This window comes from Bradyrhizobium sp. USDA 3240 (assembly GCF_054063295.1).
Genome location: NZ_JBSSGD010000003.1, coordinates 44,534 through 61,380, shown reverse-complemented (window position 1 = coordinate 61,380; position 16,847 = coordinate 44,534). Strand labels below are relative to the sequence as shown.

The following is a 16,847-nucleotide window of genomic DNA, read 5'->3' as shown; positions in this document are numbered from 1 at the left end:
CCGCAAGACGGGAGCCTTCAATGTCGCACAATCTTACTCTCGCTCAGAACCATGCCTTCGATCTGGCTCGCACGCTCATGGTGCCGGTCATTCTTTTCCAGGCTGATAACGAATTCGGCGTGATGGTCTCCAGCGAGTACGACGGCGATCAGGACGCCATCGTTCATGAATACGCCCCCTGGAGCCCGGCTCATTGAGCCGGGTGACCGGCTGCCGCTGGCGCCATGCCGAATGCAAGGGAGGCTTCGCCGCGCCTGACGATGCGACGACTGACCGTTGGTCAGCGCGCCCTTGCATTCGGCAGGCTTCGCGGCCGGTCGGGGATGTTCCGCAAGGCTAGGAGCAAGAGAGTCCAACAGAAGAAGGGGCGGACCCGCCTGCGCGAGTCCGGTGCAGACAAATGGACAAGAGAGAAATCGAAGAGCTGCGCCAAAAGGTTGGCTGCGCGGCCCTGCTGGAGAAAGACGGCTGGAAGGTCGACGTCAAGGAAAGCACACGACGCGCGATCAAATATCGCCGCGACAGCAATATCATCATCGTCATCCACGAAGGCCGCGGCTGGTTCGACCCGTTGTCGCCGGCAAAAGGGGACGTATTTTCGCTCGCCGAACATCTTGGATCTGTCGGTTTCCTTGACGCATGCGACCGTGTTGCGGAAATGATTGGCTTCGTCCCCAGCACACCGGCGTGGCAGCATCCGACAACGCCGAAGGCGCTTGGGTCTATTGCTGAGCGGTGGGGACATCGTGTCAAGCCGCGCCCCGGCTCGCGAGCCTGGCGCTATCTCACCGATGAACGCGGGCTGCCGGCCGATATCGTGAGGCAGGCGGTCGTCTGCGATCGTTTGCGTGAGGGGCCAAAGGGCAGTATGTGGGCGGCACATAGCGATTCTGCTGGAGTGCTCACGGGGTGGGAGGAGCGTGGACCGGCATGGCGCGGCTTCGCCAGTGACGGCGCCAAGGAGCTGTTTCGCTTCGGACCGGCCAGGTCCGAGCGGATTTGCATTACTGAGGCGGCCATCGATGCCATGAGCCTCGCCGCGATCGAGGTCCACCGCTCCGACACCCTTTATGTCAGCACCGGAGGCGGCTGGTCGCCGGCGACCGATGAAGCTATCCGCAGCTTGGCCATGCGCGCCAACGCCCGGCTTGTGGCAGCAACCGACAACAATCGACAGGGTGACGTCTACGCTGATCGCGTTCGTGCCATCGCCGCGGAAGCGAGCGTGCACTATGCGCGATCGCGACCGTGCGCCGGCGACTGGAATGAGGATCTGACGGGGCTGGCGAAGAGACGGAGAACAGCTGAGCAAGTCGACGGCGGAGGCCCGCCCGACGCTGCGGACCTCGCGGGTGGCTGCGGCGTCAAGGCTCCCGCATGATCGCGATGGCGAGGCTTGCACCTGAGCGATGCGACGGGGAAGTCCGAATAAAGAGGGAGAAAATAGGAAGAGGGTAAACCGCTGCCGCATGCCCGGCCAGCGCGTCAAGGGTGAAGCTTCGCCCGCGTTCCGCGGCCCTTGACCCGCCGGACCTTCGATGCGGCCGGCGAGGAGGTGTGAGGAAGGACTGAAGTGAACGAAGAGATCACGCCGATCGCTCGCGCTTCAGTCCGGCCAGGCCAAGAGGAGCCGCCGATGCACACCTCACCCACCATCCGTAAAGTCTTCGAGGGCGTCGCGACGCGCCCCGAGATGTACGGCATGTTCAACCGGCATCGCGGCGATCCGGCGATGGCCGAAGGCGACGCCGCCCAACTCTTCGCTGGCGAATGGTTCGAGCTCGCCGAGCGCGAACACGACTACATGCTCGAGATCCTGCCGCCACTGTGGATGCGAGGCGATATGTTCGCAATGCGTGAATTCATGACGGCAAGCGTGACAAGCGTTTTCCTGTCACCGTTGATTGACGGGCAGATGCGCTGGTTCCACGGCTACTGCGACCTGTCGGACAGAGCGTCGCCGGAGCGGATGAAGGCCGCGATCATCGAGCGCGAGTCTCGTCCCGTCCGCGCGATGACGCGCGAAGAGCGGCTCGAGCACATCTGGTCGAGTACGCACGACTACTACCGCGGCTATGTCGGCGAGCGCTGGCCCGCCGCCGTGCGCGGCCGCCGCACCGTGCTCGTCTACGCCGGCCGGCATGGCACCGCGCTGAAGCTGCTGGACGAACTCACCGAAGCGGAGATCGCAGCGAAACTGCCGGTGCAGCTCCGCCACCTGCCGGAGGCAGTCGCGGCCTAGCTGGGCCGCGCGCCCTCCTTGACCTGCAAGCAGCCCGGCCATGCGCCGGGCTTCGCAATTCGGCACCCGGCCTTCCGCCGGCCCTCGCCTCAACCCCGCAACGCCGTGCCGTCCGCCACAGCCCGCTCGCGCGCGCGGTTGCACGCGCCCAGCAGAAGGACATTTCCAGTGGCTCAGGACGACCCCTTCACGATCGACCTCTTCGGCAACACAGCCCTCTCGTCGGGTCTCGGTCTCGGCGTCACCGCCTTCGCCGCCGACTTGGACGGCGACGACCATGACCGCGACCCGCCGCCGTCGGCCCCGGCTCCCGCCGCGCCGGCGTTCACCCCCGCGCGGGCTCGCGAGCCGAATGCCGTGAAGCGCGGCGACAACTTCCACCTCGCTGGCGACCGCGGCCTGGCAAAGGGCTGGAAACAGCGCGCCCGCGACAGCGTCGCGGCCATTCGGCTCGCCGTGCGGATTGAAGCGGAGCAGCTGCCCGCCTCGCCGGACGAGCAGCGGCAGTTGATGCGCTTCACGGGCTTTGGCGCTTCCGAGCTTGCCAATGGCGTCTTCCGCCGGCCGGGCGAATCCGAGTTCGCGCAGGGCTGGGAGGAGATCGGCGCCGACCTCGAGGACGCGATCGACGGCGCCGGCTACGCCTCGCTGGCGCGGTGCACCCAGTACGCCCACTTCACACCCGAGTTCATTGTCCGCGCGATCTGGTCAGGCCTGCAGCGCCTCGGCTGGCGCGGCGGCCGCGTGCTCGAGCCCGGCGTCGGCACCGGACTGTTTCCGGCGCTGATGCCGGAGGAACTACGCGAGACCTCCCACGTCACGGGCGTCGAGCTCGACCCCGTGACCGCACGCATCGCCCGGCTGCTGCAGCCGCGGGCGCGGATCGTCGCAGGCGATTTCGCACGCACCGAGCTGCCGGCCAGCTTCGATCTCGCCGTCGGCAATCCGCCGTTCTCGGACCGAACCGTGCGCTCGGATCGCGCGTACGGGTCGATGGGCCTCCGGCTGCACGACTATTTCATCGCGCGAGCAATCGACCTCGTGAAGCCCGGCGCCCTCGCCGCCTTCGTCACGAGCTCCGGCACGATGGACAAGGCGGACGCCTCAGCGCGTGAGCACATCGCGAAGTCGGCCGATCTGGTCGCGGCCATTCGCCTGCCCGAGGGCAGCTTCCGCGCCAGCGCCGGCACCGACGTCGTCGTCGACATCCTGTTCTTCCGCAAGCGCAAGGTCGGCGACGCGGAAGGCGACCTGTCGTGGCTCGACCTCGACGAGATCCGGCCGGCGGCGGAAGACGAGAGCGCGATCCGCGTGAACCGATGGTTCGCGCAGCGGCCGGATTTCGTGCTCGGCGCGCACGCGCTCGCGTCTGGTCGCTTCGGCGAGGCCTACACCTGCCTGCCGCGCGAGGATGAGGATCTCGAAGCGGCGCTCAAAGCCGCGGTCGGCCTTCTTCCGGAAGGCGTCTACGACGGCGAGCCGGAGGTGATTGATCCCGTCTTGGAAGAAGCCGGCGATCCATCTGACGGCGATTGGCCTGCCGATCGCCGCGTGCGCGAGGGCAGCTACTTCTTCGACAAGGCCCACGGCTTGATGCAGGTCGTCGACGGTAAGCCCGTCGTGGTGAAATCGCGCAAGGGTCGCAGCGCCGAGGGCATCCCGGAAAAGCACGTGCGCATCATCAGGAAGCTGATTCCGGTCCGCGACGCCGTGCGCGAGGTGTTGAAGGCGCAGGAGCTCGACCGGCCCTGGAGGGACGCGCAGGTCAGGCTGCGTATCGCCTGGTCGAACTTCGTTCGGGACTTCGGCCCGATCAACTTCACGACGGTCTCGACCGCCGAGGACGAGGAGACCAGCGAGGTGCGCGAGACGCACCGCCGGCCGAACATGCAGCCCTTCCTCGACGATCCCGACTGCTGGCTCGTCGCCTCGATCGAGGACTACGACCTCGAGACCAACACCGCGAAGCCCGGGCCGCTCTTCACCGAGCGGGTGATCGCGCCGCCGGCTGCCCCGGAAATCGCCAGCGCGGCAGACGCGCTCGCCGTCGTCCTCAACGAGCGTGGCCACGTCGACATTGACCACATCGCCGAGCTGCTGCACCGGGACCGCGACGACGTCGTCGCCGAACTCGGCGGCGCCGTCTTCCGCGACCCAGCGGACGGCTCGTGGCAGACGGCGGACTCCTACCTGTCGGGACACGTCCGCGAGAAGCTGAAGGCTGCTGCCGCGGCGGCCGCGCTCGACCCCTCGTACGAGCGCAACGTCACGGCGTTGCAAGGCGTGCAGCCCGCAGACCTCAAGCCCTCTGACATCACCGCGCGTCTGGGCGCGCCATGGATTCCGGCAGTCGACGTGGTCGCCTTCGTCAAGGAGACGATGGACGCCGACATCAAGATCCATCACATGCCCGAGCTCGCCTCCTGGACCGTGGAGGCACGTCAGCTCGGCTGGATGGCGGCCGGCACGTCGGAGTGGGGCACCGACCGCCGGCACGCCGGCGAGCTTCTCGCCGACGCGCTGAACAGCCGCGTCCCACAGATCTTCGACACGGTCAAGGACGGCGACAGCGAGCGCCGCGTCCTCAATATCGTCGACACCGAAGCCGCCAAGACCAAGCTGCAAAAGATCAAGGACGCCTTCCAGCACTGGATCTGGTCCGATCCAGACCGCACCGACCGCCTTGCGCGCGTCTACAACGACCGCTTCAACAACATTGCGCCGAGAGCTTTCGACGGCTCGCACCTGAAGCTTCCGGGCGCCTCTGGCGCTTTCGTTCTTTATGGGCACCAGAAGCGCGGCATTTGGCGAATCGTCTCGGCCGGCTCGACCTACCTGGCGCACGCGGTGGGCGCCGGCAAGACCATGACGATGGCCGCCGCCGTCATGGAGCAGCGCCGGCTCGGCCTGATCGCCAAGGCGATGCTGGTCGTGCCCGGCCACTGCCTGGCGCAGGCCGCACGCGAATTTCTCGCGCTCTACCCGAACGCCCGCATCCTCGTCGCCGACGAGACCAATTTTACCAAAGACAAGCGGCACCGCTTCCTCGCGCGCGCTGCGACCGCGACCTGGGACGCGATCATCATCACGCACAGCGCGTTCCGCTTCATCGCGGTGGCCTCAGCCTTCGAGCAACAGCTGATCCAGGACGAGCTGGAACTTTACGAAACGCTGCTGACCAAGGTCGAGAGCGACGACCGGGTCTCGCGCAAGCGGCTCGAACGGCTGAAGGAAGGCCTGAAGGAGCGGCTGGAGTCGATTTCGACCCGCAAGGACGACCTGCTGACGATCTCCGAGATCGGCGTCGACCAGATCATCGTCGATGAGGCGCAGGAATTCAGGAAACTCTCCTTCGCGACCAACATGTCGACCTTGAAGGGCGTCGACCCGAACGGTTCGCAGCGCGCCTGGGACCTCTACGTCAAGTCGCGCTTCATCGAGACGAAAAACCCAGGCCGCGCGCTCGTGCTCGCCTCCGGCACGCCGATCACCAACACGATCGGCGAGATGTTCTCGGTGCAGCGCTATCTCGGCTACGCGGCGCTCCTCGAGCGCGGGCTGCACGAGTTCGACGCCTGGGCGAGTACATTCGGCGATGTCACGACCGAACTTGAGCTGCAGCCCTCCGGCAAATACAAGCCGGTGACGCGCTTCGCCACCTTCGTCAACGTGCCCGAGCTCATCGCCATGTTCCGCTCCTTCGCGGACGTGGTGATGCCGGAGGACCTGCGTCAGTACGTGAAGGTGCCGGCGGTGTCGACCGGCAAACGGCAGATCCTCACCGCAAAGCCGTCGCCGGCGTTCAAGCGCTACCAGACCCTGCTCGGCGAGCGCATCAAGGCGATCGAGGAGCGCGACCGCGCACCGGAGCCCGGCGACGACATCCTGCTGTCGGTCATCACCGACGGCCGCCACGCTGCAATCGACCTTCGTCTGGTTGTTCCGGATAGCGACAACGAGGCCGACAACAAGCTGAACCTGCTTGTCGGCAACGCCTTCCGCATCTGGAACGAGACGGCCGAGAGCAGCTACACGCGCACGGATGGCAAACCCTTCGAGTTGCCCGGTGCCGCGCAGATGATCTTCTCCGATCTCGGCACCATCAGCGTCGAGAAGAGCCGCGGCTTCGAGAACCCCTCCGACAAGGGACCACACTTCCGCATCTTCGCCGGTAATGTCGAGCTGGGAGCGGCTTGGCAGAAGACCGCCAGGGACACCGAGCGCGATTACCTCTCGGTCAAGCTGGACGACCCGAGCTTCCCGGCTCCAATCTATGCCACCCTGATTGAGGTGGAAGGCCAGGAAGGTCTTCAGCTCATCTGGTCCCGCCCCAGCCGGGACTGAGGGCCCGCGAGAGCGGCCTCGCCGAAAGGCGGGGCCGCGTCTGCATTGACACCAGCAGATGTGCGCACGCTCAGGGCCTCAGGCGCGGGTATGGAGCTGTTTAGCTTATTGCTACGAGGGTATGAACCGACCAGTTTGAAACTCGAGGCCAAAGTCGTAGTTGGAATACGATAACGAACATTAATCTAAGCGAGGAGAGTGAGCTTTATCGATCCCGCACCAGGAGCACGATTAGCCCTGCGAGGCCTAGCTCCGCGACGAGATCCTGCGTCGCGTCGGGGTGGCGAGTTGCTCCGCGACCATCCGCCGAGCCGCCCAAACCTCAGCGAACGCTCGGTTGCTGGCCGAGCGAGAGCTATGTCTTGGGAGCGGCGCGAGCCAGCCGTTGCTTCGCCGAATCTGCGCTCGCCGCCGCGAGCAGGTCCGGCCAGCTGTCGGGCGGATTGCCGCGATTGAGCATCCTGCGAAACGCCGCGTAGGCGTCGTCGGCGCTCTCATAAGCGCGCAACGTCGTGTCGTCATTGACCCAGGCCAACACTATCACCTTCGCGTCCGCGGACTGCTGGTAGCGAAAGAACAGCCGGAACTGCTGTAGGAATTTTGCCCGGAACCAATGCTTGTACGCGTCGCCGAGCGTGCCGCCCTGGCGGTAGGCGTCGCGCGTCGGGTCGCTCGGAATGTCTTCGAACGCGACCTTGAGAACGGCTGCGAGTAGTTTTGTAGCGCGCTTCTTCTTGTATCCTTGCGGGTCTTTCTTCCGCGCTTTTTCGACGGCGCCGATCATCGCCTCAAGCTGGTCGAGAAACAGCGGGTGCGCGTAGATCGTCCAGCCGTTGATTTCGAGCGTTTCGTCGCTCACGCCTCGTCATCCGCAAGCGGCGCGTCGAGATCGACTTTAACGCCCTTGACCAGGTCCTTGCCGCGGGACACGAGTGAGCGCGGCACCGGCCGAATCCGCGACGGCTCATTCGCCATGTCGCGCGCGAGAAGCGAGAGAAACTTGCCGATCACGGGATCGCCATCCTCGACCTGGGCCACTTTCTTCGCGATCACGACGGTGCCATCCGCAAGCGCGCGAAACACCACCTGATCGTGCTTGCCGAGCGCGAGCATCTTCCGGATTGCCGCGGGCACGGTCGTCTGGCCACGCTCAGTGATGGTGGCGGGGATTTCGAGAATTTCAGCCGTTTTCGCCATGGCCGGCTCCGGGGGTCGCACACTCTTCGATGTAATGCATTTGCATTGTATGTCAAGCCGCCACCGGCGCGATCGAGACACAGCAGCAGCCAGGGCGCCCGGGGATGCCGGTGATGCACCACGTGGTGCGCATTTGGGATCTATTCGCCGGTGCAGCATCTAGCCTACGCTCCGGTCGCCAGAATCTCGCCCGCGAAAGTCGCCCATGCAGAAGCCCCTGCTTGACCAGGATGTCGCCGACGAAGCACCGACCGCCTCCGTTCTGACCGGCTATGACGAAGAGCACCTGGTCACCTACCTGCGCCTGCTCCATGCCGAAGCCGACGGCGCCGATTGGAAAGAGGTTGCGCGGATCGTGCTGCACCTTAATCCGGCCCAAGAGCCTGAGCGTGCTCGGCGCGCCTGGCAGACACACCTAGCTCGCGCTCGCTGGATGACTGAGTACGGCTATCGGCATTTGCTTCGCGGCGGGGCGCCGCATTGATCGCGTCTGGGCCTGCCACCTGCTCGAGCAACGCGAAGTCAGCAAGGCCGCGGCCTCAATCAAGGGGATCAAGTCTGAGTTTGACGTTTCACGTTGGCAGCGGCTAATGCCGGTGCATCGTGTCGGCATGCTCTTGTCTCGCCGTTTCCTGCGGCAGGCTTGCGGCGATCACGCGTTCGAGGATTGCGCGTCGCTCGCTCGGCCCCTCGTGGCGTCTCGCTATCCTTGAATTCCACACCGAATTGTTTAAGCATTCCGCCGGTGCGTCACGCCTGAAGACGCAGCCGCTGCCGCACTCTTTCGTAGAGCTGCACTTCGGCCTTCTGCAAGAGTTCGATGACGACGGCGAATTGCTGCCGATCGACATGGGTGGCCCAGCCGCTTTCGCAGCGCACGACAAGATAGTAGCTATCCCCATAGTCCTCGATGCCACGTTTGAACGTGACGGTGGCGGATTGGACGGTCCCCTTCTCCCTCGCCTGGGGACCGGGAACGAGATTGCAATTGTATCTCCCGGCGAGCTCCGGAAATGGACCATCGTCCTGCTCGCGCTTTCGGTAGTGCTCGAAGATCAGATCAGGTTGGCAGCCCCGAATCAGCCGGAAGCTCATGCCGACACCTGCATAATCGGTTCGCGTGTGTCGCACCGGTGGATCAAACGCCAGCGTCACGCGAATGCAGCGTTCCCCATTTCCCGCTTGAAACGCTTCGGGAATTGGAATGCGATAGACGGCAAAATGGTCGAGGGCGAGCTCGTCTTCTGCGTAGAGCGTGACGCGCGCGTCGTCGGAGAAGGCCGCGCGTTCCAGATCGACGAGGCCGTGCCCGCAGATCGCGCGCGTCGCGTCCACACCAAGCAGCTGAAGCCGCTCCTGGGCTGGCTGCGGGATTTCCGCGGAACCCACGATGAGCGCGCGCACCAGATTGGCTGAGGCATGCGGGAAGCGCGTCAGGATCTGAGCGGCGCTGAACGCAACTCGTGGGGCGGCATAGGATGTGCCCGAACCCGCCGTGAACAGGCGATCAAGATAGCTGTGATACAGCGTCAGGACGCCAGCGCTGCCGACATCCTCCCCGCCCCGCAGACGCGCGACGATGGGGTCGAAGATCAGCGTGCCGCCAATCTCGACCACGTCAGGCTTCGTGGCCCCGCCAGGCCCCGGTCCGATCCGGGAAAACGGCGCCGGCTCGTGCAGGAGCGTGATCGGGCGCACGCCCACATCCTCGGCCCGATCCGGATCGAGGCCCTCGCCATGCGCGAGCGCGCCGACGGTGATCACATTCAATGCGCCCGCGGGCTCGAAGAATCGATTGGCGTCCTCCAGAAGATAGCGCGGATATTCGGTCACCGCCTGTTCCAGGCGATTGCCGCCTCGCGGGCTGCGGTTTCCGGAGGAGACGATGATGACGACATCGAGCTCACGCGCCAGTTCATCGAGCGTGGCCGCCCACGTCCCCACCTTGCCGCCGTCGAAAACGCGTCGGCGGTCGGCCAGGGCAACGACGAAGATCCGACAGCCGAAGCGCAGGTTCAGCGTCGTGATCGCCTCGCGCATCTGGGAGGGCACGAGGCGGCGATCGTCAAAGTCACCCCGGTCGTTCACGACCTTCGCCGCACAGATACGGGCGCCGCGTTGCAATGCGCCGACGGCAAGCTGTGCGCGCAGGTCACCAAACGCGGCGACGCCGGCGACCCGGGTGCCGTGACCCCAAACGTCCGCCGTGCCGAGATCGGCGGGAACGCCGATCGCGCCGGCGACAATATCCGCCAAGAACGGGTGATCGTTGACGCCGCTGTCGATGATGCCGATGAGCGGCGCGTCCTCGGCAAGCGCGTTCAGCGCGGGAGCATCGGCCAGCGTCAGGTCGAGCGCTTCCGCCGTCGTCACATCCGGCGCAGGTGGCAGATCGATCGTCGCCACCTCCTCGATTGTAAGTAGGGTGCGAATGAGTTCGCCCGTCAGGCGCGCGCGAAACATGCTGATCGAGGGACCGATGTAGCGATCCAAGACCTCACCGGCCCGGGCCTCGACGTAACGGATGACCTCCTCGATCTTGCGTTCCCGCAGACGGCGCTCGCCAAGGTCCCAAAGCTCGATATCGACCAGGTAGGATGTTTGGGGCACAAAGTCGTTGAGGTCCGCAAACCCTTCCTCCTGAAAGCGCGAACCAATCCGGTCCCGGGGTTCGACTGACCCAATGCTCTCGATTCCTGCCACGAAATTGTTGTACGGCGCATGCTTCTGGCCGGGCGGCGCGCCGCGCTGGTAGGCATCGAGGCGGGCGCGGAAGTCCTGCATGTCTTCGTTCGAAGCGAACAGCACGAGCGTGCGGTCTGCATCGCTCGACAAGACCGTAAGCCCCAAACGCTCCCAGTCCTCCTCAAGGAGGGCGCCCGTCATTTGCACGCGCAGGATCAGAGAGGGATCGACGAATTCAGGCTTGCGCCGGCCTCTCTGCGCCTGCGTCGCCGCATTAAGTTCATCGCGCAGTTTCGTGCTGTGCTGGTCGCGATCGCGTGCCGGCGGAGGCCCGCCGCCGCCGAGCTTGCGGCGCTCGAACTGTTCGGGCAGCCGGACAAGCTCAAGATGATCGTAGCGTGCCACGATGCGCCTAGCTCGTCGGCGCGAGGCGAGACTGTCCTGCTCGGCGCCGCGCCTCATCTTCCAAGGCGCGATTGAAATCGCGTTCCTGCACCTGCTTGCGGCGGTCGATGATCATCGACTTGACCGCCTGCGTGCAGACCCGCTCGATCTCGGCGTAGGAATAGCCTTCCAGCGCCGCGGCATGCTGCATCGGATCGAAGGCGAGGGCGACATTCTTGAACCTCAACCGCAAGAATCGCCCGATCATCGACCGGCCAGGTTTGTCGAACCAGACGACCTCGTCGAACCGCCGCCAGACTGCGGGATCGAGCGATCGGTCCAGGTTCGTCGCGGCGATCAAGAAGCCCTTCGGCTGGATATGGTCGATGAACAACAACAAGCTGTTGACGACGCGGCGTAGCTCATTGTGCTCGCTGCTGTCATCGCGCGAGCGCGCCAGCGCGTCGAATTCGTCAAAAAACAGAACGCAAGGTTGCTTGCGGGCGAACTCGAAGATCTTGCGGACATTGCCGGCCGTCTCGCCCAAGTAGGACGAGATCAGCCGGTCAAGCTTGACGAGGAAGAGCGGTAGTCCAAGCTCCGCGGCGAAAATCTCCGCGCACAGCGTCTTGCCGCAGCCCGGCGGCCCGCAGAACAGCAGTTTCGAGCGCACCTTGAGGCCGTGGCGCCGGATTTCATCGGCGCGGCGAAACTCTTTGACGAGGCCAAGCAGTACGCGCACGTTCGTCGCGCCCAGGACGATGTCGTTCCGGCTGTGGCGTGGCTCAACCCGCTCGATAAAATCCGCCGCCGCCTCGGGAAACGGAATGAGGGGCGCGAGCGCCTTGGGACCGCTCGGCCGGCTCGGGCCAGCCTCGAGCGTCTTGCGCAGGCTGCGCGCCAGAACGCGATTATTCTTCTTTTCCTCCTCGTCGATGATTTGCTCTGCCACGGCGCGGAACTCATCGTCCCGACCGTAGCTGGCCAGCAATTTCTTCATCAACTCCCCGCGGGCCATGGCTCTGCTTTACTTTCCCCTGTGGGACGAATCATAACCTCAATCGAACCGTTTCACGATGGGGTTACTGCCCGATTTAAACAACGCAAATGGCCGACGGGTGGCCACAGATGGCAAATTGGATGTCCGAAAGACATATACTGACTTCGGACAAACCCGATCCAACCAGCGCGCGCCTTTTCAGAGAATCCCCCACGCCCGGTAGCGTCCCCGGCCGGTCGCCTCGCGGAGGCCGAGCTCCGCGACGAGGTTTTGGGCCGCACGGGGCGTGATCCCGAGCTCTTCGGCGATCATGCCGGCCGAGACGATCGGCCGGGTCAGCACGTAATCGAGGAGCGCCGGCAGTTTTGAAGTGGTGCGACGGCCGGCGAGTTTGCGGGTGAGCAGGTTTCTGGTCATCAGCCAGCGGTCGTGGTCCTTGCGGCCGGCCTCGGCCGCGGCCGTCATCGCCTCGAGCTGCACCGCGAGCCGTGCTGCGGCGTCGCGCGGCCGCCGGCGCTCACGCGAGATGCTTTTCAGCCCGGCATGCAGGCACGGTAGATGCCAGCGTGTCTTGCCGCGCGCGCGCAACACGCCAGCTGCGAGCAGGCGGCCGAGCCAAGGCGTGTGCTCGAGCGGTTCGATCGCGTCCCAGGCATCCGCGGCGATCGCCGCCGCCAGGGTCGGCGGCAGGGTGCGGGTCTCGTCGACGACGGTGCGCCAGTCGTCGAGGCGGCCGTCTTCGTCCCAGTCGGGATCGTAGACGAGGGAATCCCGCTCCGGCCGCGACCAAGCCTCGTCGGCGAGCCTGCGCTCCGCCCTGGCGTTCGCGGCATCGACCGCGGCGAGGGCGGCGGCGAGATGGGGATCGGTGTTGATGGCATCAAGCGGCCCTTCGAAACCCATCTCCTCCCGCTCCGCGTCCTCGTCGACTCCAAGACTTCCCCCAACGTCCGTCCGGTTGCCCGTCCCCTCCTCTCGCTCGCTCCGGCCGCGGAGGCCAGCGAGCCCGGCAATGGACAGCGCCCAATCGGGCTTCGCCTCGGCGATGCGCCGACGGGCGCGCAGCACGGCATGAGCCCGGGTCAGCTCGTGAGTCGGGGCACGGACGTCCATGCCGGCATCGTGGAGGACGAGGTCGTCGAGGTGGACAAGTTCGCCGTCGAGCCACAGACTGGCGCATGCGTCGGCGAAGTGCGTCCGGCTGATCGCGCCGTCGCGGATTGGGCTTTTGGCCAGCCGCTCGTCGAGGCGGGCGAGCGCATCCTCGGCGGCGGCGAGCGGCCCGGCGAGCTGGACCCAGGGCAGCGGATCGGGGATTTGGTAGCTCGACAGCAAGGTCTTGATAACCTTAACAGGAAGCGGCGAAACGGAAGCTAACATAGCTTTGACTTCCGTCATAGCGGGGCCTGTTCCCGACCAGTCCTCACTATCGATAACCAGCCCTTATCGATAGTGTTGGACGGCATAGCGCAAATCAGTGATTCTGAGCTCTGGAAGCCCCGGACATCGCATCGTCTGGGCACCAGATCGGCCTGTGAGCCTGCCATGCTGAGGCGCTTTGCCCTTCCGGAAGACAAAGTCCCCTGCCCTTCCGGTTGCAGGGATGGCCTGGCGGCCGCCTCAGGCGGCCTCGATGTCGGTCTGCGGAAAGTCGCCGCCCTTGAACATCAGGGGCTGGCCCAGATGCCGGGCACAGGCATAGGCAAAGCAGTCCCCGAAATTGAGGCTCGCCGGATGCCGGCCCTTGCCGAACCGGTCGAAGGCGTCGAGCGCGATCCGTGCCGTCTCCGGCGGCACCGCGACCACGGCGATCTCCATCAGCGCGAGATAGTCTTCGACCGCCTCCGCGGCGGCGTTGACCGAAAGTTTCAACACGCGTGCCACCGCGACCGCCGCCTCCCACACCGCCAGCGGCGAGGTCAGACGCGTTCCGGTCTGCTGCAGGCGGGCCAAAAGCTCACGCGCCTCGTCCTCGTCGGTCAACAACGCAGTCAGCGCCGAGGCGTCGATGAACATCAGGTGTCCTCATACAGGCTGTCGCGGAACGCCTTGTCGGCGGGCTGGCCCTGCGCCGGATTGCCCTTGGCGCGCAGATCCCGGCAGAACTGGACGCCGAGGTCGACCAAAGACGGCTTGCCCTGCTCGCGCTCGAGCTCATGGGCGAGTGCGGCGTGCACGGCTTCGGTGAGGCCGATTTTTTTCAGCGCCGCCACCTTGCGGGCCAGTGCATCGGTCTCCGGGTTCTTGATGTGGAAAGCCATGCGCATTCCTCTAGATCGTACCGTGTATCCGTATATATCACCTCGGATACACAGAAGGAAGGGCCGGTTGCGCCATTGGCAGGGCCAGCAGGGCCAACAAGGTCCTGGGCCCCGCCGATTCGACCCCCGCTCAGGGCGACGGGGCGCAACCTACCGATCGCGCGACACGGAAATGCCGGCAATCCCGCCAAAGCGCGCGGCCGTCGCGGCGTGTGAGGTGGCTTTTATGGTTAATAGTCGATGAACGCCTCCCTCTCCGTCTCCCTGACGCTGGTTCCATCGAGGCCGTCCTCGCAGACCTCGGCCCGACCTCGGCTGACGACGACCTCGTCCCAGCCCTCGCCCACGCGTTCCCAGGCTTTCAGTTCAGCGTCGCGCGGATCGACGATGACTACTGGCGCGACACCCGTTCGGTAATTCGACCGGATGGCACGCGGATTGGCGAACTGCGGCCTTGGATGGCGGCGGAGCTCGCCAAGGACGGCGGCGCCATCGATGCGCTTTGGTGCCTCCTGGAAAGAGACGGACCTGCAGATCACCGAGTGGCGCGGCACCAGCGCGTTTGTCTTCGCGCCGACCGGGCCAGGTGCAGCCGACTATGTTCAGGTCGCGCTCGGGCGAGAAATCGAATGGCGAGCCGGCCCGATCGTCAATCCGAACTACCGCCCGTTTGGCCAAGAGGAACTGCTCGATCCGAGCTGGCCCCGCACCGATCAGCCGCCTCAGTCGGATCGCCTGGCCGGTCCGGTCTATCGCCTCCTCGGCCGAGCCGGCGGCGCGGTGATCCACGTTCGCAGTTTTCTCGATCGTTGCGGCCGCATCGAACGCGAGAAACGCGAAGCCAAGCGGCCCGAGATGGAGGGGCGTGTCATTCGCGAAGTCGGACCTTGGGGGACGCGCGAAACCCCGTTTCTCGAGGCGGTCCCGGATTGGTTCGACTACGTGCCGCGGGAGTTACGGTTCTTTCGGGACTGGGAGGACTCGAGCGCCAGGCCGCATCGCGTCTTCGAACATTGGGCGCTCGATGTCCGCGATTATACGCACAAGGGAGAGCGCGAAGTCGGCTTTGTCCCCCGGCCGCTGCAGCCGCTGGCCGAGCGCCTCGCGCCGCCAAAGGATGCGTCCATTCATATTCTGATGGACCGGATCGAGGCCGTGGACCGCGAGATCGGCCTGCCCTTCGGCTGGTTCTTCCTGATGACCCACGGCCACTGGGTTGATCCCGACGTCGGCCTGGCGATTGCGCAAGGCCTGAAGGCGCAGCGCGTGCGCCTGCCCGACCCCGACGCCCGCGTGCTGCTGCGCTGGGCGGATCGAACTTACGGCTTCTGACCGAGCAACGCCGATGGGACGACATCACCTCCCGCCCACTGATCTCCGACCCCGAAACCCGGCGGGCGCTGCAGCTCGATACGCTCTCGGCGATCCTGCCGATGGAACGGCGCGACCGGCTCGCCGAGCTCCTGACCGACGACGACGTCGAAACGCTGAAGCACCTCGCGCGCGAGGGCATGGGCGAGAATAGTCTGCGGGCGCTGGCCTCGGACCTCGCCTATCTCGAAGCTTGGCGCGAAACTCGTCCGAGGCCGAATTTTTGAGGTTAGCATTTTATGAATGCCACCCCTCCTCTTTGGTGCTTCCCGCGAGCCTGTGCTGAATGGCATTGGGAGCCAGCGCAACAGGGAGAATGTTGTCAGCTGACAACATCCATCCCAGGCAAGCCCCCTGTTGTCAGCTGACAACAACCTCTTCCCGGGGCGCTGTTATCTGGCAAGAGTTCCGCCCGTCCGATGTCGCTATGTTGGAGTGGCTCGCAGCTCGGATCTCGGCGGATTTCCCGTCGGGCCGAGGCTCGGTGCGGCTGCTTTGCTGCTTGCTATCCAAAGGAGCGGCTGGCCTTCGGCACTGGGCGCCTCGTCCTGTTGAACTCGATTAGGACAGTCCGCCGCGAGGTCGATTCAACCCTCGACCGGGTCTTCCCAATGTCGCATGTGATGGCCCCATCCCTAACTCCAGCGATGCCGCGCCCCTGCGTGCGAATGCGCCGAACCAAGCGCATCTCAAGCTTGGCGATGGACGTCGCCTCGGCCGACTGTCCGAAGCCGGGCCAAGTCACTGCCATTACAATTGAGCCGGGCGAGGCCAGTTCTCTGCTGCTTGGTCGTGCCCGGCCGAGGTGGCGAACCGAGTCCAGGTCGCCTATCCGGTCGCGGTCGCGAACGGGATTGCACCCCAGGACCCGCCGTTGGCGGCACACGGGAACGCGGCGCCGCCGCATAAAGTCCCCGTTGCAAGAGGCGTTTAGTCAGCGTCGTGAATTTGGGAGACTTCGGCGATGATGGTATTTTAATACCAAGGAAGACTGCCTCGAATAACCGCTCGCCGCGCGCCGGGCGGGGCATGTCCAGCAGATCCGGACCGAAGCGTCGACAGCGTGTTTGCCCGGCGACGGTACAGCGTAGGCGGGGACGCCCTCGATTCATCTGCGACGGCTCGGGAATAGTCAGCCGACGTTGCCGACTCTTCGCCCGTCCAACGTGGGCGCTAAAGGCCCGTGTCGCTGACGAGGGGCTGAAGCGGGCTGACGGGGGCTGGATGCAGCGTGCCATCACATCATCCGCGGTGAATAATGTCGCGGCGGCCCGCGCTGGCAAGAGTGGGGGAGGGGGACGGTTCGGAGCACTTTGCGGAGCTGCGCGGGAGGGTCTCTTTGATTGAGACGATGCACCATGGC

Annotated in this window: 11 protein-coding genes and 4 pseudogenes; 8 read left to right on the top strand and 7 right to left on the bottom strand. The window is 65.3% G+C overall.

Annotated features, from left to right (window positions below; all coding sequences use genetic code 11):
• The first annotated feature begins 20 nt into the window (after nucleotides 1-20).
• The 5 genes and pseudogenes from ACVIGA_RS42860 to ACVIGA_RS42840 form a co-directional block, all read left to right on the top strand.
• Nucleotides 21-197: a hypothetical protein gene (locus tag ACVIGA_RS42860; RefSeq protein WP_176396339.1), complete on the top strand. Its 177-nt coding sequence runs from the start codon at nucleotides 21-23 to the stop codon at nucleotides 195-197.
• Between the two features lie 203 nt (nucleotides 198-400).
• Nucleotides 401-1,381, top strand: coding sequence for a DUF3991 and toprim domain-containing protein (locus ACVIGA_RS42855; protein WP_176396340.1), 981 nt, complete (start codon nucleotides 401-403; stop codon nucleotides 1,379-1,381).
• Nucleotides 1,382-1,636: 255 nt separating this feature from the next.
• Nucleotides 1,637-2,242 (top strand): DUF1419 domain-containing protein, encoded by a 606-nt coding sequence (locus ACVIGA_RS42850; protein WP_456671094.1) that lies wholly within the window; start codon nucleotides 1,637-1,639, stop codon nucleotides 2,240-2,242.
• A 168-nt stretch (nucleotides 2,243-2,410) separates the two neighbouring features.
• Nucleotides 2,411-6,370 (top strand): annotated as a pseudogene (locus ACVIGA_RS42845) (DEAD/DEAH box helicase family protein); the annotation flags it as partial.
• Nucleotides 6,371-6,586, top strand: a pseudogene (locus tag ACVIGA_RS42840) (DUF736 domain-containing protein); the annotation flags it as partial. It lies immediately after the preceding pseudogene.
• Between the two features lie 355 nt (nucleotides 6,587-6,941).
• Here the strand turns inward: ACVIGA_RS42840 and ACVIGA_RS42835 are convergent.
• Nucleotides 6,942-7,445: a type II toxin-antitoxin system YhaV family toxin gene (locus ACVIGA_RS42835; protein WP_176396346.1), complete on the bottom strand. Its 504-nt coding sequence runs from the start codon at nucleotides 7,443-7,445 to the stop codon at nucleotides 6,942-6,944.
• Nucleotides 7,442-7,783 carry a type II toxin-antitoxin system PrlF family antitoxin gene (locus ACVIGA_RS42830; protein ID WP_338832692.1) on the bottom strand — a complete coding sequence of 114 codons (342 nt, stop codon included), beginning with the start codon at nucleotides 7,781-7,783 and terminating at the stop codon, nucleotides 7,442-7,444. Before ACVIGA_RS42830 ends, ACVIGA_RS42835 begins: the two co-directional genes overlap by 4 nt.
• Nucleotides 7,784-7,988: 205 nt before the next feature.
• On the opposite strand from ACVIGA_RS42830, the gene ACVIGA_RS42825 reads away from it, so the two are divergent.
• Nucleotides 7,989-8,267, top strand: coding sequence for a DNA -binding domain-containing protein (locus tag ACVIGA_RS42825; RefSeq protein WP_166107013.1), 279 nt, complete (start codon nucleotides 7,989-7,991; stop codon nucleotides 8,265-8,267).
• A gap of 266 nt (nucleotides 8,268-8,533) precedes the next feature.
• Here the strand turns inward: ACVIGA_RS42825 and ACVIGA_RS42820 are convergent, their stop codons facing one another.
• The 5 genes from ACVIGA_RS42820 to ACVIGA_RS42800 all read right to left on the bottom strand — a co-directional run bounded on the left by ACVIGA_RS42820 (nucleotide 8,534) and on the right by ACVIGA_RS42800 (nucleotide 14,113).
• Nucleotides 8,534-10,873, bottom strand: a complete 2,340-nt coding sequence (locus tag ACVIGA_RS42820) for a S8 family peptidase (protein ID WP_338825468.1) — start codon at nucleotides 10,871-10,873, stop codon at nucleotides 8,534-8,536.
• A 7-nt stretch (nucleotides 10,874-10,880) separates the two neighbouring features.
• Nucleotides 10,881-11,852, bottom strand: coding sequence for an AAA family ATPase (locus tag ACVIGA_RS42815; protein WP_224497188.1), 972 nt, complete (start codon nucleotides 11,850-11,852; stop codon nucleotides 10,881-10,883).
• Between the two features lie 198 nt (nucleotides 11,853-12,050).
• Nucleotides 12,051-13,232, bottom strand: a complete 1,182-nt coding sequence (locus tag ACVIGA_RS42810; RefSeq protein WP_456671053.1) for an RHE_PE00001 family protein — start codon at nucleotides 13,230-13,232, stop codon at nucleotides 12,051-12,053.
• 240 nt (nucleotides 13,233-13,472) lie between these two features.
• On the bottom strand, nucleotides 13,473-13,868 hold the full coding sequence (locus ACVIGA_RS42805) for a type II toxin-antitoxin system VapC family toxin (RefSeq protein WP_456671052.1): 396 nt from the start codon (nucleotides 13,866-13,868) through the stop codon (nucleotides 13,473-13,475).
• Complete coding sequence (locus tag ACVIGA_RS42800) at nucleotides 13,868-14,113, bottom strand: type II toxin-antitoxin system VapB family antitoxin (RefSeq protein ID WP_011931108.1); 246 nt, start codon at nucleotides 14,111-14,113, stop codon at nucleotides 13,868-13,870. The genes ACVIGA_RS42805 and ACVIGA_RS42800 overlap by 1 nt, the downstream gene beginning before the upstream one ends.
• A 233-nt stretch (nucleotides 14,114-14,346) precedes the next feature.
• Between ACVIGA_RS42800 and ACVIGA_RS42795 the strand changes: the two are divergent.
• Together ACVIGA_RS42795 and ACVIGA_RS42790 are read left to right on the top strand one after the other, a co-directional pair.
• Nucleotides 14,347-15,445 (top strand): annotated as a pseudogene (locus ACVIGA_RS42795) (hypothetical protein).
• 23 nt (nucleotides 15,446-15,468) lie between these two features.
• Nucleotides 15,469-15,687, top strand: a pseudogene (locus tag ACVIGA_RS42790) (integrase); the annotation flags it as partial.
• Nucleotides 15,688-16,847 lie beyond the last annotated feature (1,160 nt).

What these genes read in the sequence shown, in the direction of transcription:
- ACVIGA_RS42860 (WP_176396339.1), top strand. Translation starts at nt 21, where the DNA reads ATGTCGCACAATCTTACTCTCGCTCAGAACCATGCCTTCGATCTGGCT.
- ACVIGA_RS42800 (WP_011931108.1), bottom strand. Translation starts at nt 14,113, where the DNA reads ATGGCTTTCCACATCAAGAACCCGGAGACCGATGCACTGGCCCGCAAG.
- ACVIGA_RS42830 (WP_338832692.1), bottom strand. Translation starts at nt 7,783, where the DNA reads ATGGCGAAAACGGCTGAAATTCTCGAAATCCCCGCCACCATCACTGAG.
- ACVIGA_RS42810 (WP_456671053.1), bottom strand. Translation starts at nt 13,232, where the DNA reads ATGTTAGCTTCCGTTTCGCCGCTTCCTGTTAAGGTTATCAAGACCTTG.
- ACVIGA_RS42815 (WP_224497188.1), bottom strand. Translation starts at nt 11,852, where the DNA reads ATGAAGAAATTGCTGGCCAGCTACGGTCGGGACGATGAGTTCCGCGCC.
- ACVIGA_RS42850 (WP_456671094.1), top strand. Translation starts at nt 1,637, where the DNA reads ATGCACACCTCACCCACCATCCGTAAAGTCTTCGAGGGCGTCGCGACG.
- ACVIGA_RS42825 (WP_166107013.1), top strand. Translation starts at nt 7,989, where the DNA reads ATGCAGAAGCCCCTGCTTGACCAGGATGTCGCCGACGAAGCACCGACC.
- ACVIGA_RS42855 (WP_176396340.1), top strand. Translation starts at nt 401, where the DNA reads ATGGACAAGAGAGAAATCGAAGAGCTGCGCCAAAAGGTTGGCTGCGCG.
- ACVIGA_RS42805 (WP_456671052.1), bottom strand. Translation starts at nt 13,868, where the DNA reads ATGTTCATCGACGCCTCGGCGCTGACTGCGTTGTTGACCGACGAGGAC.